Annotated in this window: 17 protein-coding genes; 13 read left to right on the forward strand and 4 right to left on the reverse strand. The window is 58.6% G+C overall.

The window, feature by feature from the left end; translation table 11 throughout:
- The first annotated feature begins 354 nt into the window (after positions 1–354).
- Genes GKN89_RS01025 through GKN89_RS01035 form a run of 3 tightly spaced genes read left to right on the forward strand, consistent with a single transcriptional unit; the run spans position 355 to position 4,351 of the window.
- Positions 355–2,577, forward strand: a complete 2,223-nt coding sequence (locus tag GKN89_RS01025; RefSeq protein WP_154746165.1) for a molybdopterin cofactor-binding domain-containing protein — start codon at positions 355–357, stop codon at positions 2,575–2,577.
- Positions 2,577–3,035, forward strand: a complete 459-nt coding sequence (locus GKN89_RS01030; RefSeq protein WP_063919409.1) for a (2Fe-2S)-binding protein — start codon at positions 2,577–2,579, stop codon at positions 3,033–3,035. The genes GKN89_RS01025 and GKN89_RS01030 overlap by 1 nt, the downstream gene beginning before the upstream one ends.
- Positions 3,036–3,046: 11 nt before the next feature.
- Entirely contained in the window at positions 3,047–4,351 is a 1,305-nt protein-coding gene (locus GKN89_RS01035; protein WP_154746166.1) for a c-type cytochrome, read from the forward strand.
- A 98-nt stretch (positions 4,352–4,449) separates the two neighbouring features.
- On the opposite strand, the gene GKN89_RS01040 is transcribed toward GKN89_RS01035, so the two are convergent.
- Positions 4,450–5,340: a LysR family transcriptional regulator gene (locus GKN89_RS01040; protein WP_025159732.1), complete on the reverse strand. Its 891-nt coding sequence runs from the start codon at positions 5,338–5,340 to the stop codon at positions 4,450–4,452.
- Positions 5,341–5,450: 110 nt separating this feature from the next.
- On the opposite strand from GKN89_RS01040, the gene GKN89_RS01045 reads away from it, so the two are divergent.
- The 6 genes from GKN89_RS01045 (at position 5,451) to GKN89_RS01070 (ending at position 11,248) form a co-directional block, all read left to right on the forward strand.
- Entirely contained in the window at positions 5,451–6,194 is a 744-nt protein-coding gene (locus tag GKN89_RS01045; RefSeq protein ID WP_154746167.1) for an SDR family oxidoreductase, read from the forward strand.
- A gap of 59 nt (positions 6,195–6,253) precedes the next feature.
- The gene (locus GKN89_RS01050; RefSeq protein WP_230328897.1) at positions 6,254–7,204 is read left to right on the forward strand and encodes an MBL fold metallo-hydrolase; all 951 of its coding nucleotides are present in this window, start codon (positions 6,254–6,256) and stop codon (positions 7,202–7,204) included.
- Between the two features lie 166 nt (positions 7,205–7,370).
- Entirely contained in the window at positions 7,371–8,186 is an 816-nt protein-coding gene (locus GKN89_RS01055; protein ID WP_230328937.1) for an AraC family transcriptional regulator, read from the forward strand.
- A 67-nt stretch (positions 8,187–8,253) separates the two neighbouring features.
- Positions 8,254–8,886: a LysE family translocator gene (locus GKN89_RS01060; RefSeq protein ID WP_019456345.1), complete on the forward strand. Its 633-nt coding sequence runs from the start codon at positions 8,254–8,256 to the stop codon at positions 8,884–8,886.
- Between the two features lie 126 nt (positions 8,887–9,012).
- Positions 9,013–9,762: an SDR family NAD(P)-dependent oxidoreductase gene (locus tag GKN89_RS01065; protein ID WP_154746168.1), complete on the forward strand. Its 750-nt coding sequence runs from the start codon at positions 9,013–9,015 to the stop codon at positions 9,760–9,762.
- 22 nt (positions 9,763–9,784) lie between these two features.
- A complete protein-coding gene (locus tag GKN89_RS01070) occupies positions 9,785–11,248 on the forward strand; it encodes an aldehyde dehydrogenase (protein ID WP_154746169.1) in 1,464 nt (487 codons plus the stop codon).
- 39 nt (positions 11,249–11,287) lie between these two features.
- Here GKN89_RS01070 and GKN89_RS01075 read toward each other — a convergent pair whose 3' ends face one another.
- Entirely contained in the window at positions 11,288–12,148 is an 861-nt protein-coding gene (locus GKN89_RS01075) for an AraC family transcriptional regulator (RefSeq protein WP_370520135.1), read from the reverse strand.
- On the opposite strand from GKN89_RS01075, the gene GKN89_RS01080 reads away from it, so the two are divergent.
- The 3 genes from GKN89_RS01080 (at position 12,120) to GKN89_RS01090 (ending at position 16,154) form a co-directional block, all read left to right on the forward strand.
- Entirely contained in the window at positions 12,120–13,631 is a 1,512-nt protein-coding gene (locus GKN89_RS01080; RefSeq protein ID WP_230328898.1) for an MFS transporter, read from the forward strand. The two genes, GKN89_RS01075 and GKN89_RS01080, sit on opposite strands and share 29 nt — an antisense overlap.
- A gap of 487 nt (positions 13,632–14,118) precedes the next feature.
- Positions 14,119–15,174 carry an adenosine deaminase gene (gene add, locus GKN89_RS01085; RefSeq protein WP_154746171.1) on the forward strand — a complete coding sequence of 352 codons (1,056 nt, stop codon included), beginning with the start codon at positions 14,119–14,121 and terminating at the stop codon, positions 15,172–15,174.
- Positions 15,171–16,154 carry a nucleoside hydrolase gene (locus GKN89_RS01090; RefSeq protein WP_309531206.1) on the forward strand — a complete coding sequence of 328 codons (984 nt, stop codon included), beginning with the start codon at positions 15,171–15,173 and terminating at the stop codon, positions 16,152–16,154. Before add ends, GKN89_RS01090 begins: the two co-directional genes overlap by 4 nt.
- Positions 16,155–16,177: 23 nt before the next feature.
- On the opposite strand, the gene GKN89_RS01095 is transcribed toward GKN89_RS01090, so the two are convergent.
- Positions 16,178–17,089, reverse strand: coding sequence for a LysR family transcriptional regulator (locus tag GKN89_RS01095; protein ID WP_004940760.1), 912 nt, complete (start codon positions 17,087–17,089; stop codon positions 16,178–16,180).
- A gap of 150 nt (positions 17,090–17,239) precedes the next feature.
- Here GKN89_RS01095 and GKN89_RS01100 point away from each other — a divergent pair, with 150 nt between their 5' ends.
- Entirely contained in the window at positions 17,240–18,160 is a 921-nt protein-coding gene (locus tag GKN89_RS01100) for an alpha/beta hydrolase (protein ID WP_004940758.1), read from the forward strand.
- A 44-nt stretch (positions 18,161–18,204) separates the two neighbouring features.
- Here GKN89_RS01100 and GKN89_RS01105 read toward each other — a convergent pair whose 3' ends face one another.
- A complete protein-coding gene (locus GKN89_RS01105; protein WP_063919420.1) occupies positions 18,205–19,374 on the reverse strand; it encodes a cupin domain-containing protein in 1,170 nt (389 codons plus the stop codon).
- Positions 19,375–19,542 lie beyond the last annotated feature (168 nt).

Genomic DNA, 19,542 nt, shown 5'->3' on the forward strand with positions numbered 1-19,542 from the left:
TCCAAATTTAATCAAAGAGCGGCGATGTATTTTTGCCGGAAGTATATCCTATTCCAATGTCGGTAGTGTAAACCTGAAGGTAATACAACGAATTGTTGTTCAACGGGTGCCGAAGTTGTTCACGGTGTTGCTCAGATTTATGGCTGCCCGGCGCACCGATCACGGCCACGTTGGCGCACCGCACGATTCTCCAATAGAAAATCCCTTTTCAACATTAAGCCTACTGAATAATAGGCTACGCTAATTATTGCTCTGCTGCGCTATATCACCTGACCGGCGCAGCAAGCCATTCCCATAACAAGATTTGTTTCGCCGAAGGCAGTGACGCCTTCGGTTTTTTTGGAGTCATGAGCAATGAGCATATCCCAAGTTCCGCTTTCGCGGCGGCGGTTCATCGTCGGCGCCGGGGCGTTGGTGATCGGCGCTTATCTGCCGTCCACCGGCGCGCTGGCGCGCTCGAACGCCCCGGCCGCCTCCGGCGCGGCGGCGTTTGACGCCAACGCCTTCGTCCAGATCGGCGCCGACGGCATCGTCACCGTGATCAGTAAACACACCGAAGTGGGCCAGGGGGTCTATACCGGCATGGCGACGCTGGTCGCCGAAGAGCTCGATGCCGACTGGGCGCAGGTGCGGGTCGTGGCCGCGCCGGTGGACACCTCCGTCTACAAGAACCTGGCGTTCGGATTCCAGGGTACCGGTGGATCCAGCTCGGTCGCCAATGCCTATGAGCAGATGCGGCGCATGGGCGCCATGGCGCGTGCGCTGTTGGTGCAGGCCGCCGCGCAGAGTTGGAAAACCTCGGCGCAGGAAATCACCGTGCAGGCGGGCAAGATTCGCCACGCCGCCAGCGGGCGAGAAGCGGGTTTTGGCGAGTTCGCCGCGTTGGCCGCCACGCTGCCGCCGCCCGATCCCGCCAGCCTGACGCTTAAGGATCCGGCCCATTTCACCCTGATTGGCAAAACGCGCGGCCTGCACCGCGTCGATTCGCTGGCGAAAACCAACGGCAGCGCGCAGTTCTCGCAGGATATCCACGAGCCGGACATGCTGACCGTCACCATCAAGAAGCCGCCGCGTTTCGGCGGCAAGGTGGCGACCTTCGACGCCGAGCGCGCGCTGGCGGTGCCGGGAGTGGTGGCGGTGAAGCAGATCGCCACCGGCGTGGCGGTTTACGCCAAAAATACCTGGGCGGCGATCCAGGGACGGGAGCGGCTGCGGGTAACCTGGGACGACGCGCAGGCCGAACGGCGCAACACCGAAGAGATTTACGCCGAATTCCGTCAGGTGGCGCAGAAAAGCGGCGTGGTGGCGAAGAGTCTCGGTAAGCCGGACGAGGTGTTCGACAAGGCCGACAAGGTGATTGAGGCCGAATACACCTTCCCGTACGTCGCCCACGCCCCGATGGAGCCGTTGGACGGTTACCTGTTCTGGGATGGCGAAAGCGTCAAGGCGCGCTATGGCTGCCAAATCCAAACGCTCGATCACAAGCAGCTGTGCGATCTGTTCGAACTGCCGCCGGACAAGGTGCAGATTGACACTATTCTGGCGGGTGGCAGCTTTGGGCGGCGCATCGATCTGGGTAACCCGACGCTGGGGCCGGACCTGGCGGCCGACATGGCGGCTGCCGCCAAGGGCATCGGCCCCGGCCACGGTGTGAAGGTGGTGTGGACGCGCGAGGACGACATCCGCAATGGTTGGTATCGCCCGATGATCCTGCACCGCCTGCGCGGCGCCATCCGTGGCGGCAAGGTGGTGGGGTGGACCGATACCGTGGTCGGCCACTCCTGGACGCGCCACAGCGCGATGGATGCGCTGGTGGTCAACGGCCTCGATCAGATGATGGTCGAGGGTGCCAGCGAGGTGCCTTATACCTTCGAAGCCTTCCGCTGCGATGCGCACATCGTGCCCGGCAAGGTGCCGACCACCTCACTGCGATCGGTCGCCAGCACCCACACCGGCCACGCGGTGGAGAGCTTTATCGATCAATTGCTGCAGGAGACCGGGCAGGATCCGGTTGAAGGGCGGCTGGCGTTGATGGGCGAGGCGCCGCGTGCGGCGGGTGTGCTGCGGGCGGTGGCCAAAGCCGCCGGCTGGCAGGGTGCCAAAGTGGTGGACGGACGCGCGCGCGGCGTGGGCGTCGCCAAGGCGTTCGATACCTATGTGGCGCAGGTGGCCGAGGTGTCGATCGGCGAGGGCGGCATTCCGAAAGTGCACAAGGTGTGGTGCGCGGTGGACTGCGGCGTGGCGGTGAATCCCGACGTGATCCACGCGCAGATCGAAGGCGGCATCGGCTACGGCCTCAGCATGGCGCTATACGGCAACATTACGCTGAAAGACGGCGTGGTTGAACAGTCCAACTTTAATAATTACCGCCCGCTGCGCATCGATGAGATGCCGGAGATCGAGGTGATCATCGTGCCCTCGAGCGAGAAACCGACCGGCATAGGCGAACTGGGGGTGCCGACCATCGCTCCGGCGGTCGGCAACGCGCTGGCGCTGCTCGGGCGGCCGCGCAGCTCGCTGAACCTGCCGCTGCATAATCCCACCGCGAATCCGGCGTCTGACAAGGAGAGAACCTGATGATGCAATTAACCGTAAACGAGCAGCCGCTGACCTTTGAGGGTGACCCGCACATGCCCCTGCTGTGGTTCTTGCGTGACGAAGCCGGCCTGACCGGCACCAAGTTCGGCTGCGGCATCGCCATGTGCGGTGCCTGCACCGTGCATCTGGACGGCGTGCCGGTGCGATCGTGCATGACGCCGGTCTCCGCCGCCGTCGGCAAGAAAATCACCACCATTGAAGCCGTGGGCGCCACGCCGGAGGGCAAAGCGGTGCAGGAAGCCTGGCTCGACCTGGACGTGGTGCAGTGCGGCTACTGCCAGTCCGGCCAGATCATGAGCGCCAGCGCGCTGTTGGCGCAAAGTAAAAATCCAAGTGATGCGGACATCGATGCGGCGATGGGCGGCAACGTCTGCCGCTGCGCCACCTATGTGCGCATTCGCGCCGCCATCCACCAGGCCGCCAAGGCATTGGGTTAGGGAGAGATGCGATGAGCAACGCCTTGAAAGGGCTGTTATGGCTGATTATCGCCGTGGCGGTACTGGCGGGAGGGTACGCGCTGTACACGCAGCTGCGGCCAACCGGCGCGGAACCCGCGGCGCCGATCGCCGGGGCGCCGGCCGGCATCACCGATAAGCTGGCGCGCGGCGAGTACCTGGCGCGCGCCGCCGACTGCGTGGCGTGCCATACCGCGCCGGGCGGCGCGCCTTATGCGGGCGGCTTCGCCTTTAAACTGCCGTTCGGCACCATTTACGGCACCAACATCACCGCCGACAAGGAGACCGGCATCGGCAACTGGAGCGACGATCAGTTCGTACGCGCGGTACGTGAGGGCATCGGTCCGCAGGGCAACCTGTATCCGGCGATGCCGTACACCTCGTACACCGGGCTGAGCCGCGACGACGTGCTGGCGATCAAGGATTATCTGTTCAGTCTGCCGCCGGCGAAACAGGCCAACCCGCAAAACGATCTGTCGTTCCCGTTCAACCAGCGTTGGGGCATGAAATTCTGGAACCTGGCGTTCTTTAGCGAGCAGCGTTTTACGCCGGATCTCAACAAGGACGAACAGTGGAATCGCGGCGCCTATCTGGCGACGGCGCTGGGCCACTGCGGCGAGTGCCACACGCCGCGCAATCTGGGGTTTGGTCTTAACCAGAGTAAGCACCTGAGCGGTGAAGTGGTGCAGGGCTGGTTCGCTGCCAACATCACGCCGGACAAACAGACCGGCATCGGCGGTTGGAGCGACCAGCAGCTGTCGCAATATCTGGCTACCGGCCATGCGCCGGGGCGCAGCAGCGCCGCAGGCCCGATGGCGGAAGCGGTGGAAAACAGCCTGCAGTTCCTGACGCAAGAAGACAATCTGGCGTTGGTGAAATACCTGCGCGACATCGAGCCGATCGCCGGCGACGCTGCCGCCGCGGTGAACCTGCAGCCGAAGGGCGCGGCGGCTTCCACCCCGATCCTGCCGGGCGGGCAAGACAGTTCGCTCGGGCGCCGGCTGTTCGCCAACGACTGCAGCGGCTGCCACCAGTGGAACGGGCCGGGCCGCCAGAGCGAGTATGCGTCGCTGGTGGGCAGCACGGCGGTGAACGATCCGCAGGGGCGCAGCGCGGTGCAGGCCATCCTGAAGGGGACGAGCATCAGCATCGGCGATCGGCATGAAATGATGCCGGCGTTCGGCAGCGCCTATTCCGACGAGGAAGTGGCGGCGGTCGCCAACTTCGTGGTCGGCCACTTCGGCGATAAGCAGGGCAAAGTCACCGCCAAGCAGGTAGCGGAGCAGCGCAAGCAGTAACGCATCGCGGCGGCGTGTATGTTGAGGGCGGCGATATCGGTGATATCGCCGCTTTTTTATGGCCGTTGCGCCGGCGGCAGTGCGGTGAAAAAGTAGGACTAGCTCTGGCTTAATTGATTGAAAAGATAGTCAAAGACTAAACGCACGCGCGTAGGGCAGGCGTGTTGATGCGTATGATAGAGGTTGACCGGCCAGGGCGGCGGGGCGTCGCCCGGCAGAACGGCTACCAGCTCACCCGCGGCGAGGTGTTTTTCAACCAAATATCCGGCCAGTTGGCCAAAGCCTAAACCGGCGAGCACCGCTTTACGTTCTATATCGGGCGTGTCGGTGACGAAGGCGGCGGACTTCGGGTAGAGATAACGTTTTTGGCTAAATTCCCAGGGCCAGTAGCGCCCTGTTTTGCGGTTCACCAGCGCGACAATAGGCAGATGGGCGAGTTGGTCTATCTGCTCCGGCGGCGGCAGGCGAACGAGCAGCGTCGGCGAGGCAACCAGATGGAAAGGCATGGTTCGGGGCTGGCGAACGATACAGGTTTGGTCATGCAGAAAGCCGATGCGAATGCCGATATCAATTCTTTCATCGACCAGATCGCTGTGGATGTTCGACAGGTGGAATTCGAGCGTAATCGCAGGATATAAACGTGCGAACTCCGCCAGTATCGGCATGACGACCTCGCTGCCATAGGTGTGCGGTGCCGTGATGCGCACCACGCCGGTGAGATCTTCCGCCTCTTTCCCTTTCGCCTGAAACAGCTTGTTAAACTGATCTATCGCCGCTTTGGCTTGCTCAGCAAAGCCGAGGCCGAAATCCGTGATTTTTACGTTTCTGGTGTTGCGGTGGAACAGCTGTTCACCGAGCAACGACTCCAATTCTTTGATAGCTCGGGTGACTTTCTGCGGGGAAATGCCGAGTCTGGTCGCTGCGCGTTTAAAGTTCATCTCCTCAGCGGCGCAGCAGAAAATGCGCAAGGCTTCTTGTCTGTTTTGCACTCTCGCCTCTTTGTTCCAAAAAATGGAATTCTAAAAGCATAACACTTCCATTTACTGATGGTAAACGGCGGATAAAGTATTCGTACTGACCAACAGAAAAGGAACGAGAGATGAACCGTATTTCAGGCAAAGTGGTGGTGATTACCGGCGGCAGCAGCGGGCTGGGCGAAGCGACCGCAAAACATTTGGCGGCGCAGGGGGCGACGGTGGTGGTGGCGGCGCGCAGGAAAGATCGTCTTGATACGCTGGTTCGGCAAATCGTTGGCGACGGCGGCACCGCGTTGGCGCTGCAGGTGGATGTGACGAAGCGCCAGGAGGTCGAAGCGATGATCGCCCAGGCCGTCAGGCAGTTTGGCAAAATTGATGTCTTGGTCAACAACGCGGGGCTGATGGCGATCGCACCGCTGAGCGCCGTAAAGGTCGATGAATGGGAACGGATGATCGATATCAATGTGAAAGGCGTGCTGTACGGCATCGCGGCCACCTTGCCGCTGTTCGAAAAGCAGCAATTCGGTCATTACATTACCATTTCCTCCATTGCCGGCAAGAAGGTGTTCAGCCCCGGCGGCACGGTCTATAGCGGCACCAAATTCGCAGTCAGCGCGATAGCCGAAGGTTTGCGCCACGAAGTCGGCGGAAAGATCAGAACCACGACGATCGCCCCCGGCCTGATCGACACCGAACTGAAACAGGGCAGTTCGCACGCGGAAAGTTTGCAGGCCGTCGGCGAACTCTACCAGAGCCAGGCAATTTCCGCCGATGCCATCGCACGCGCTATCGCCTATGCGATCGAGCAGCCTTCGGACGTGGACGTGAGTGAGATTGTCATCAGGCCGACCGTGCAGGAATTTTAAATCGCCAGAGGCACCTCCTGGGCTTTTAGCCGTATTTTCTTATCGTTACGAGGTATTCTATGCGTCGCAATCTGCTTATTGGCGCCTTTTTCGCCGCTTTTTCTGCCGCTGCAATGGCCGCGGCGCCTTTTTCTAAAACAGACAATCCCGGGTTCTACCGGATCATGCTGGGTAATCTGGAAGTGACGGCCCTGTCTGACGGCATCAGCCCCATGCCCGCCGATAAAATCTTGATCAACACCGGGCCGCAGCAGCTTGAAGCGGCAATGGCGGCCAACAACCTGTCGCTGCCGTTGCCGACCTCGGTGAACGCCTACCTGATCAACACCGGAAGCAAGCTGGTTCTGGTCGATGCCGGCACCGGCGCGCTGCATGGCGACATGCTGGGCAAAATGATGAAAAACCTGAACACTTCCGGCTATCAGGCGGAGCAGGTGGATGAGATTTATTTAACGCACCTGCATCCCGACCATGTGGGAGGCTTGATGGCGGACGAGCGTCTTGCCTTCCCGAATGCCACCGTTTGGGTGGAAAAAGACGAAGTCGCTTTTTGGCTGAACGAAGAGAAAAAACGGCAGGCGGAAGAGAAAGATAAACGTTTCTTCGATGCCGCCATCGCCTCATTACAGCCTTATGTCACGGCGGGAAAACTGAAAACCTTCGAAGGCAATCAGGTACTCACCCCGGGCATTTCGGCTATCGATACGCGTGGGCACACGCCAGGGCACAGCGTGTTCGCCGTCGAAAGCAAAGGGAAAAAGATGGTGATTTTGGGGGATATGATCCACGTTGCCTCGGTGCAGTTTCCCGATCCGAATGTCGCCATCGCCTATGATATCGATGTCCCTGCCGCCGTAGCGCAGCGCAAGCGGCTGTTCGATGACCTTGCGCAGCAAAGGGCGCTGGTCGCAGGGGCGCATCTGTCCTTCCCGGGCCTTGGCTACATCAATAAAAAGGGGACGGGTTATGACTGGCAGCCGCTGAACTATGGCGCGCTTAATCAACATTAATCGGCATAAGCATGAGGCAATAAGGCAGGAGAACAATGTGAAGGGGCCAGGCGGCCCCTTTTCTTGATGTTCAGAAAGCCGCTTCCCTGCAGGGCGAAGGGCTTTCACGCGGTACGTAGTGTGTTATTTTTGCCGGCGTGGATAATCAGGAATCGGGTAAAAGGTGATGGTAAATTCGGCATTTATGCATCGTTTTGCCGCATTGGGCGGGCTTGAACTGCTCGTCGCGGACTTTTCAGACCATCGATTTGGCGTGCATTGGCATGATACCTGGTCGATTGGCGTTGTCCTGCGCGGCGCTAATAACAACAGCGCCAAAGGCGATGCCGACGGTATCGTCAGCCGTGGGCAAGTCAGCCTCATCGCGCCGGGGCAGATGCATGCCGGGACAGTGCTGGGTGATGAGGGATGCCATTATTTCATGTTTTATCCCAGCCACGAGATGCTGCTGGACGCGGCGGAAAACATGGAGATGCCTCTGCCGCCGGCGGTGCAGGGGAAGCATATCGACCATGCGCCTTTCGCCAACCGATTGTGTGAGGCCGCCGCGGTGCTGACCGCAGCGCAATCCAGCCATTTTGACCGCGAGGTGGCATGGAGCCACTGCGTGGCGGATCTGCTTCAGGTGTGTTCACCGCGGCGAGCGCCATTGGCAGGCACCGGCCTCACGCCGGGTTTGCGCAGAGCGAAAGAGTATCTGCACGATAACCCGGCGCGGGAAGTGCGTCTGGAGACGCTGGCGCAGGCCGTCGGCATGTCTAAGTTCCACCTTTGCCGTCAGTTTTCGGCGCAATTCGGTTTATCACCGAACCGTTATCAGCGGCAACTCAGATTACAACAGGCCAAGAGCTTGCTATCCCGAGGCGACGACATCGCGGAAATCGCCAGCGCCTGCGGATTTGCCGATCAATCGCACATGGGAAGGGTGTTTAAGTCGACTTACGGCGTCACACCGCGCAGCTATCGCGACCGATGCAGTTGAGCAATATCATTCTATCTCGCCGACGCAAAGGGACTGACAATGCGCCTTTTTGACGACGAGAGAAACCATGTTCATCGATATTTCCACGCTGGGTTTATTTGCTCTTTCAGCCGCCGCGTTAACGCTTATCCCTGGCGCCGACATGCTTTGCGCACTGTCTAATGCCATAAGCCAGGGAACGAAAGCGGGGCTGGTTACCGTATTGGGCGCGGTCACCGGGGTGACGTGCCACATCGGCCTTGCCATTGCCGGCGTTACGGCGCTAATTGCCTCTTCGCCCGTGTTGTACGAGTGCTTTGTCGTTGGCGGCGCGCTTTATATCCTGTGGGTTGGCTTTGGCATTTTTAACAGCAAAAACGCTGTCAGCCTGCAAAACAACCGTGAACGAAAAAGTCTTAATAAACTTTATTCGCAGGGGCTACTGACCAATTTGCTGAATCCTAAAGCCATCATCTTTACTCTGGCGTTTATCCCGCAGTTTATTCGAATGGAAGCCGGCATGCCGGGCATGCAGATGCTGATATTAGGCATTGAGCTCATTGTTATTATGTTCCTTATTGAGATACCTCTGGTCTTTCTTGCGGGTAAAATTGCACTGAGCATTCAACTGCGTCCGACTGTCGGCATCTATGTGAATAAATTTTTTGGCGGCGTCATTCTGTTATTGGCCATTGCCATTCTGGCCGCGCGTTTATTCTAAAAGTTCAAATTCGCTTTTGACAAAGTTGTTCGATCGATAAGGTTTTATGTTCGCCCCGCTATGCTGCACGGCGAGCCATTACCGTAATATTCTCCCGAGTTTCACTGACACTGAGGAGAATGACTAATGAAACGCTTTGAAAATAAAGTTGCCCTGGTGACGGGCAGTTCAAAGGGAATTGGCGCAGCTATTGCTAAACGCCTGGCGGCGGAAGGCGCCGTGGTTTTCATTAACTATTCCCGCGGGCGTGAAGATGCCAACCGGTTGGTTAAAGAAATCAATGAGCAGGGCGGCGTCGCTTTTCCGCTGCAGGCCAATGTCGGCATTGAGGCCGAGGTCAACGGCCTGATGCAAAGCATTGTCGAGCAGTATGGTCGCCTGGATGTACTGGTCAATAACGCCGGGGTGTATGCCACCAATAGCCTGGAGGCATTCAGCGACGCGGAATATGAAAGACACTTCAATTTAAATGTCAAAGGGCTGATTTATTGCTGCAAGGCGGCGGTCGCCGCCATGCCTGAATCGGGCGGCAGCATCGTCAATATCAGCTCCAGCGTGACGTCGTTTACGCCGGCCAATTCGCTGGTTTATACCGCTTCAAAGGCCGCGGTGGATTCTATCACCAAGACGCTGGCCAACGAGCTGGGCGGGCGCAAGATCCGGGTCAATGCGGTCAACCCTGGCTTGGTCATCACGGAAGGCGTGCATGACAGCGGCTTTTTCGACGCCGATTTTAAAACGCACATTGAATCCATCACCCCGCTGGGGCGCATCGGCACACCGGCGGATATCGCACCGGCCGTGGCCTATCTCGCCTCGGACGAGGCGGGTTGGGTGACCGGCGAAAGCCTGATCGTCGGCGGCGGTTTACATTAATTTTGCTATGAATGGAACAGAGATGACATTAGATAAAGCCTACGGGCCACTGATTAACGGCGTGTTCGAGCTGGATGGCGCGGACATTCATCCCGTCATTTCCCCCTCGACCGGGGAGCGCCTGGCGGATTTACACTACTGTAACGAACGGGACGTCGAGCACGCCGTGTTGGCGGCGGAAGCGGCTTTCCCCGCCTGGAAAGCATTAGGGCAGCAGGCCCGCGCCCGCCTGGTGGCGCAGCTGGCGGATGTGCTGGAAAGCGATCTGGAAAGAATGGCGCAAATCGACGCGCAGGATGTGGGCCGCTGTATCAGCGAAGTGCGCCGCGATTATCAAACGGCGGTCAGACACTATCGCTATTTCGCTGCGGTGGTCATGGGGCACGAAGACAGCGGCAGAAGCATTGCGGATGGCTACAGCCTGGCGAAACGCGAGCCGCTTGGTGTCTGCGGGCAGATTATCCCCTGGAATGCGCCGGCGATCATGGCGGCGTTCAAGCTGGCGCCGGCGCTGGTGACCGGCAACACGGTGGTGCTGAAGGCCGATGAAAATGCCTCGCTCTCCACGCTGGAGCTGGGCAAGATGATCGCTAACATTTTCCCCGCCGGCGTCGTCAACATCATTACCGGGCTGGGAGGCGTGGCGGGGGCGGCGCTGACCGGCAACCGCAAGGTGCGCAAGCTTTCGTTCACCGGCAGCACGGAGGTGGGCAAGCTGGTGGCCAAGGCCGCCGCGGAGCGGCTGGTGCCCGTTACGCTGGAGCTGGGCGGGAAGAGCCCCAATATTGTGTTCCCGGACATCGAAGAGATGGATGCGGTGGTGGACAACGTGACCTTTGCCGCTATCCACAATAACGGCCAGTCCTGCCTGGCGGGGACCCGGCTGTTCGTTCACGCGGACATTTATGACCGTTTCAGCGCCAAGCTGGTGGCGGCTTTCGAACGGGTGCGCGTCGGTTCACCGCTGGCCGAACACTCCCGGGTCAGCTGCCTGGTTTCCGAGAAACAGGGCGAGCGAGTGCTGGCTTATATTCAGACCGGTCTCGATGAGGGTGCCACCCTGCTGACCGGCGGCAAACGCCGCGCCGTCGCCGGCTGTGAGCACGGCTATTTCATTGAGCCGACGATTTTTGCTGCGGAAAATGGCATGCGCATTTGCCAGGAAGAAATTTTCGGGCCGGTGCTGACGCTGATAAAATGGTCAGACTACGACGAGATGATCGCCCAGGCTAACGACAGCGAATATGGGCTGGCGTCGGGGATCTATACCCGCAGTCTGAAAAATGCCCTGGCGACCGCAGACCGGCTGGAAGCCGGCTCCGTTTGGATCAACCGCTATTCGAATATTACCGATGGCACCGCGTTCGGTGGTTACAAGAACAGTGGGATCGGCCGCGAGTTCTGCAAGGAAACGCTCAATGCCTACACGCAAATAAAAACCATCACGCTGCAGACGGATCTGCCCGCCGCCTGGTTTGCCGAATAAGGATAAGACCGGCACAGGGACGTGCCCCCGTTGGCTGCTTCATGCGGTATGGCTGCCAATGTAACTCCTTGGCGACGCGCCCATGCTTTTCTTGAACGCGGTGCTGAAGGCGCTTTCCGATTCATATCCCAGGTCAAAGGCGATCTGGGATATTTTTTCTTTATTGGCGACCATTCGCTCGATGGCCAGGCTAAAACGCCAGATGCGAATGTATTCGTTGACGCTGTAACCGGCCAGCTTTCTGAACCGGGTGGTAAAGGCGGTGCGCGACATGCCGGCCACGCCGGCGAGCTCGTCCAGACGCCATTTCTTGCCCGGCTGGTCGTGTATGCTGGTCAGCGCCAGACCGATATTTTTGTCCGCCATGGCGTAAAACCAGCCCTCGCCGCGCCCAAGCGCGCCGGAAGAAAGCAGCACGCGCAGCGCCTGCGTCAAAATGATCTGCAGGAGATGCTCGGTGATGAGCTCGCTGCCCGGGCCAGGTTTTTCTATTTCCGATGAGAGGCGACTCAAGTAATCCTTAATGCCGGCGTTCTCTTCCCGCTGCGTTTTGATCACGATGGGTTCGGGCAGGCTGGTGATAAAACGGAAGGTATCGTTGATCTGAAACACGAACCGGCAACCGACAAAGGAAAAATCGTTCCCGCCGTTGCTGAAGCAGGAGGAGCGGTCTTTCATCACGTGAATTTTTCTTATATCGATGGCCGGCGCGTTAGGCGCATCAAAAATGCTGAATTCGCGACCGCTGGATAAGATCAGCACATCGCCTTGTTCAATCGGGTAACTGTTTGCATCGCCCGCCATATTAATGAAAAAAGATCCGCGTTTGGCGATATAAATTTTCATCCCGGAATAGCCGGGAAACAGCGCTTTGGTATTGGCGCTCAGGTCAAACGTCACAATTTTCTGGCTGCTGATTTTTAGCCGGGAAACAATATCGGATAACGGATCCATCATTACCTGCTTGTCTGATGCGTTTACTGTAGAGAATAGCCGCTATTTGGCTATCGCAGTATATTTGGCCTCGCCGAGCGGCGAGGTGAAAGCATTATGGGTGAGGCGAAAGCCGGTGTACAGGCTATCCCGCTGTCCTGTCCGAACGATAAGAAAAAAAGTGCGAACGCGAAAGTTCAGCATCCGGCCGGGTGTTACGATCGTTTTTTTTCATGATGGTGACATAATGACTTCTTACCGGACAAACCGCAGCCAGGTGAGCCTATTGGCTGCGTTGACGATCGCGTTATTTTTTATCTTGTTGAACAGCGGCTCTCCCACGCCGTTATATCCCTTATATCAACAAACCTTTGCCCTGAGTAATATCGACCTGACCTTCATTTTCTCTTCCTACGGGTTTGGCGTATTGCTGGCCTTGTTTTTATCACGCAGGCTCACCATCACCGATAACAATGCCCGGTTGCTGGTGGTGGTTTCGCTATTGTTGGTGGTGGTGCCAACGCTGTGCTTTTCCATGGCTCGCTCTTTGCAGGCGCTGTGTCTTTTCAGGTTTATTTCCGGCTTGGGAGCCGGCACGGCCACGGCCATCATCAATATCTTGTTGATTAAGTTCAGCCGTGGCGACAGCGCCAAACGCGCCGCGCTGCTGGGCAGTATGGCGTTGGTGACCGGCCTGGCGCTCGGGCCGGTGATCGGCAGCGTTTACGCTCAGCTGGCGTTTTACCCGCTCACCGCGCCGGCAATGACCGTTGCCGCGTTGGTTTTACTCTCCGCGATCGCCATCGTTCTGCTTTGGCCGAAGAAAGGATTGCCTGCCCTCGGCGTTGCGGACACGAAAACGGCAGAAAAGGGCGCCGGTTTTAGCCAACCGCTGTTCTATCTGTTGGCGCTGTGCGTGTTTATCTCCTGGTCATACGCTGCGCTGATCCTGTCGCTGGGGCCGACGGCCGCGATCCATGTCTTCGGGCTTAAATCAGCCGCTGATTTTGGCTATATCGCCACCGGGTATTTACTGGTGGCCGGCGTGGTGCAGTTCACGATCCCGCGTTTTCTTCAGCCTGAATTTTCTTTAGTGTTGGGGCTGATTGCGCAGGTTTTCTCCATGGTCATGATGACCATGGCGCTCGAGAGCGGTTCTGTGGCCGGTGCGGCGGTGAGCCTGGCGCTGTCCGGCTTCTCGTATGGCGCGGTTTTTGTGGGCGGCGCTATTCTGGTCAACAAGCTCTCACTCGCGGCGCCGGGATGGAACGCGGTATCGAAGTTTTACTTTATCGTCTATTTGTTCAATATCACGCCGCCGGCCGCAGGTTGGCTGGCGGATAACATAGGGGTATTGAGCGCCTTGCTGGCCGCTATTGCCCTTTTTATGGCGATATATATCGCCTTTGCCGCGCTGGCGCTGTGGGCGCTGTTGTTGAGAAAGGCGTGATGGGGGAATGGCTTTACAAAGCCCCCTGGCTTTCCATAAACTTGGCGGCGTGTTTAGACGATGAGCGTTGGCAATTGCCGCATAATAACGGCGGCCCGGCGAGCAATCTGGTTCTGACACGCACATGTTCTACATATGTTCAGGTAAGAGAACGGCCCCATCGTTTTTTGCCGGCGCCCCGGATACCGGCGTCGCAGTGAGGATGGGGTGATGCTGTGCCGGCACCAGTGAAGAGAGCAATATCCGCCTTCACCGGTAGCCTCACGCATAGGTTACTGACCTGTTGATGAATTCTTAGATGGCCCGCCGTCTAACTCATTACAGGATTAACATATTGCGATGCTTACCCTAAATCATTCCCCCGTTTCACCGCGTTTTTTACCGCATTCACTCCCCCTTCAACGGAGCCTTGGCACCGATTTCGCCACTCAGGGTTCGCGAAAGCTTGGCTCGTTGGCCCGCATAAATAACCATTGAGAATCATTTTATGGAATGGAATGTAAACCAAACCAAGCTCTGCCGAGCGCAGATGGTTTCTCTGCCGAAGGCGGAAGTGCATGTGCATCTGGAGGGCTGTTTTGATCCGGAACAGCTCGCGGTCTGGGCGTTATCCTCAGGGATACCGATGCCCAGAGAGCAGGACGAACTACTGAATTTTAACGGGCTTGCCGATTTTCTCGCGTTCCTCGACTGGTCCTGTGGCCTGGTGAGCAGCCGCGAACGCCTGGCGCAGTTAAGCTACTCCTATGCGCAACGGCTGTCGCAGAATGGCGGACTGTACGCCGATCTTATTTTCAACCCGACCCATTGGAAAGCGTGGCGCGGCAGGCTCGGTGAGATGATCGACGCGATTGACGCCGGTTTGCGCGCGGCTGAAGAGGATGGATTGGCGTCCGTTGGGCTGTGCGTCAGTTTGCTCCGCCAGCAAACGGCCGCCGAAGCCAGTGAGCTGGTGGATTTTTTAACCGCGCTGCGGCACCCCAGAGTGGTCGCGCTGTCCATCGATGGCAATGAGGCCGCCACCAAAGGCAGCGGTACGCGTTTCGCGCAGGCTTTCGCCCGGGCGGGCAGGGCCGGGTTGAAGCGAACCGTGCATGCCGGAGAGTCGAGCGGCGCAGAGGGCGTGCGCGATGCCATCCTGCTGTTGGGGGCCGATCGCATCGATCACGGCGTGCGGGCGATAGATGACCCGGCTGTCGTGGCGCTGTTGGCTGAACGACGGATCCCTATCGGCGTATGCCTGACCTCGAATATCAAACTTGGCGTCTATCCCCGCTACGCAGAACATCCGCTGCGCCGGCTGCGTGACGCCGGGGTCATCACGACCATCAATACCGACGACCCGGTACTATTACAAACCACGCTGGTGGATGAATACCTCATCTGTCAGGACGAATTTGAATTTTCCCCCCATGACATCGTCGATGTGGCCCTCAATTCTTTGGCTGCCAGTTTCGCCAGTGACGAGGCAAAAATGACGTATCGGAAGAAAATGGATTCTTGGGTTGCTTCTCTTAATACAGAAAATGGAGACAAGCGGTGAACGAGAAGAAAATAAAATTATATTTTGATTGCGATACCGGCATTGATGATGCGATGGCTCTGGGCTATTTGCTCGCTGAAAGTGACAAAGTGGATATTCTGGCGATCGGCACGGTTTGCGGCAACGTCGCCGCTGATGCCGGGGCCAGAAATACGCTGGAGCTCGCCCGCCTGGCCGGTTTTCCCGCGATCCCCGTCGCCGTAGGGGAACGAGATTACCTGCGCCATGCATATCTTTGCGATGTGCAGCATATACACGGTGACAACGGCATTGGCGATATCGCGCTGGAAGCCTCAGACGCCAAACTGGCGCCGCTGTCGGCCCCCGAACTGCTGGTTAAGTTAGCTAAGACGCACCCAGGGGAGCTGGATATCTTGGCGACCGGCCCGCTGACCAACATCGCCAAAGCGTTGCAGCTTGAGCCCGCATTGGCGGAGCTGATCGGCACGCTGACAATTATGGGCGGCGCGGCGCTGGCGCCCGGCAACCGAACGCCCGTTGCGGAGGCGAATATTGCCTGCGATCCGGAGGCGGCGGCCATCGTCTTTAAGGCGATGAAGAATATCGTCATGGTGCCGCTGGATGTCACTATGTCGCATACGTTCGAAGAGGCGGATCGGCTCAAACTGCTGTCGGCGGAGAGCCGATTTGCGCAGGCGATAGGGCGAATGCTGGAACGGTATATCCAGTTTTATATCAATACCTACGGCCGCAAAGCCTGTGCGCTGCACGATCCGGTGGCGGCGGTGTTGGCGGTGCAGGGTATCGGCGCCTGCCTTGCGCCTAACGTGAAGGTGACGATCGATGATTCTGACGGGCCAGGCCGCGGGCAAACCCTGTGTGACATGCGGGGGCGATATATGAACTATCCGCCGCAGCGCGATGCCAACTGCCATGTGGTGTTAAGCACCGAGCTTAATATGTCGGAGTTGCTGCTCGCGAAGCTGTTATCGCTGCCAGCGGAGCCGCATAAACAATAAAGTGAAAAGGCGCGCGGGCCGGATTAGCCTGCGCGCTTCTCGACCAGAAAGTCCAGCAGCGCCCTGACCTTGGAAGACATGTGCTCACGGGAGGGAATGTACAGATAGAAGCCGGGGAAGGGCTGCGACCAGGCCTGCAGTATCCGCACTAACTCACCGCGTTCCACCATCGCTTTCACGGCGAAATCAAAGTGCTGAATAATGCCGACGTGCTGTAATGCGGCGCGGATCATGCCGTCGTCGTCGTTGGTGATCACGCTGCCTTTCGGTTCGACGGAAAAGGTATGGCGCGCGTGCCGCTCGACGGTGGAAAACTCCCATTGATAAATGGCGCCGCTGGTTGCGTGGCGAAAAGCGATGCAGTTGTGGTTGACCAGATCCGCCGGCGTGGCGGGCGTGCCGTAACGGCTGAGGTACTGCGGCGTGGCCACCGCCGCCAGCGCCACCTGTGGCGTGATGGGGATCGCCACCATATGCTCGGCGAGGCTTTCACCCAGCCGAATGCCGGCGTCGTAACCTTCGGAAATGATGCTGGCCATGCCGTCGTCCATCACCAGTTCAAGCTTCAGCCTGGGGTAGCGCATCAGGAATTCGCCGATATGCGGTTCGATAAAGTGCTTGGCGGCCGTGCGCGAAGTGTTTATCCGCAGCAGCCCCGCCGGTTCATGGCGGCTCTCTTCCAGCGTGCCGACGGCGTGCTCGATCGTGCTAAGGGCGGGCGTCAGGGCTTCCAGCAGGCGTTGCCCTTCCTCGGTGAGCGACATATCGCGGGTGGTGCGGTAGAGCAGCTTGACGTTCAGCTGTTTTTCCAACGCCTTCAGGTTTTGCGACAGCGCGGCGCGGGAAACGCCCATTTGGGCCGCCGCTTTGGTAAAGCTGCGGTGCTGCGCGATATGCGCGAACCACGCCAGTGAAGGAAGCAGGGAAGGATCCATCGAGATGCCCGTATTGTAAATTACAGCTTAACACTGTAGTCCATTCTATGGGCTTATCAAAGAACAATACGGCGTATAAAGTGAGCGTTATCCCAGCGGAAGCGATGCCGAGCGCGTTTCCCGAGCCAGCAACCCTGTGAGGAACTCATGATGAAAACGGTCAAAATCAAACGTCAGTATTGGGACATCGCGGCGGATATCCACTTCCCGCCGGATTTCGACGAGCGGAAAAAGTACCCGGCGATCATCAGCGCCCATCCAATTGGCAGCTGTAAAGAGCAGACCTCGGGCACTGTCTATGGGGCGGCGCTGGCGAAAGCCGGCTTTGTGGTCATCGCGTTCGACGCCAGCTTCCAGGGCGAGAGCGGCGGCGAACCGCGCTTTATCGAAGATCCCGCCCAGCGCGTGGAAGATTTTCGCGTCGTGACCGATTATCTGGTGACGTTGGACTACGTTGACGACCAGCGTATCGGCGTGCTCGGCATCTGCGGCGGCGGCGGTTACGCCATCAATGCTTCGATGACCGAGCGGCGCATCAAAGCGGTGGCGACCATTACCGGCGCCAACTATGGCCGGGTGATGCGCGAGGGCGTGTTGGCCAATGGCGATCCTGTGGCTTTCCTGGAGGATATTGCCCGGCAGCGCACCGCAGAGGCGCGCGGCGCGGCGTTGCGTGTGGATGTGGGCCTGTACCCGAGCGTTGAGGCGGCGCAACAAGACGGCGCCGATATCGATCTGCGCGAGGCGACGGAATACTACCGTACGGCGCGCGGCGAGAAGCCGAACGGTGTAAACAAGACGCTGTATTCCCATAACGCGGTAGCCGTGGGCTGGGACGCGTTCCACCTGGCGGAAGTGCTGCTGACCCAGCCGCTGTTGGTAATTGTCGGCAGCAAACCCGGCCTGTTCGGCGCGCTGCGCGACGGCTATGAGATTGTGCGCCGCGCCAAGTCGCAGCACAAAGAGCTGGTGGTGGTAGAAGGCTGGTCACATTACGATCTCTACGACAAACCGGAGCCGGTAGCTCAGGCGCTGGAGAAGCTGGTGCCGTTCTTTAAAGCGACGCTGTAAGCGGCGGGCCGGAGGGCGAGGGAGGTTTCTCCCTCGCCGTGGCGTCAGCGGCTGCGCCGCGACATCACCCGTTTGTCTTTCGGCCGATCCTGCCAGTCTTCAACCTGGTTATTGAAGTTGTCCGCCAGCAGGTAGGCCGGGGTTTTCGCCAGCCAGTCGGACAACGAAATGTCCTGATAGATACCGTTGTCCATCACGATCAGTACCTTCAAATCCTCATCGCCGATGTTCTCGATGTAATGGCCGAAGCCCTGCGGCACGTAGCCGACGTCTGAAGGTGCGTACTCTTCCGTCTGCGCGTGGCCGTGCGAGCTGAACACCGTCATGCGGCCTTTGCCGGAAATATAGTATTGCCATTCGTTGGCATTGGGGTGCCAGTGCAATTCCCGGATCGCGCCGGGTTTCACGATCTCGATGATGCCGGTCATGGTGGTGGAGATGGGGAATTCTTTCGACGACACCAAATGCACGCTGCCGGCGTCATTTTCAAAGAACGGTTTTTGCTTCATTAATTCATAGCGGTGGGTCAGCGGGGCGTTATTTAATCCGCCGTCGTTTTTCGGTAATGGCAAGGCGGGCGGAACGGCGCCGCCGACAATATAAGCCTCGCCCTGTTTGGCCTTGGAAAATACCGCCGCCGGCATGTCGACGCTTTTTTCCAACACCTCTTTCGGCATATGCGCCACCCAATCGGTGATGCTGAAGGTGCCGAATTCGGAGAAGTGGCCGTTATCGAACGCCAGAATAAAATGCGCGCCGTCCGCCAACGCCTGAATGGAATGGCCGTAACCTTTCGGGAAATACCACACGTCGCCGGGGCCGAAATCCGCCACCTCACATTTTCCTTCAGGATCGAGGATGGTGATGCGCGCATGGCCTTCCAGCATGAACGCCCATTCGGCAGCGATGGCGTGCCAGTGCAGTTCGCGCACGCCGCCCGGCTCCAGCGTCATGTCGACGCCGGCCACGCCCTCGGAGATCGGAAACTGCTCGACGGTGGCTTCGCGCGCCCAGCCGCTGGGCAGGCTGCGTTTTTTGCTGTCGGTGAATTTGTATTTATAGAGATGCTGGGCATCGGCAGGTGGCTGGTAGCTGCTGGGGGGCACGATATTGCGATGGTCGTCGGCAGCGGCATTTTTGGCGATGCCGCCGATCATGCCGGCGGCGGCCGCACTGACGGCGGAGACTTTCAATATATCACGACGCGATAGCATAGCATTTTCTCCAATATAAAACCGTGCGCCTGCAGAGGCAGGCGACAGGGAAGGCGCGATCGCCATTGAAATGGTTTTTGTCATCGGCGGGATTTTGCTGTGACCCTTAAATCCTAGCGGCTGGCGTTTATTAGGTAGGCGCTTATTTGTTTGCGTTTGTTACTAAGT

It is taken from the genome of Serratia sp. YC16 (assembly GCF_009707615.1).
In the GTDB taxonomy this organism is placed as follows: Bacteria; Pseudomonadota; Gammaproteobacteria; order Enterobacterales; family Enterobacteriaceae; genus Serratia; species Serratia surfactantfaciens.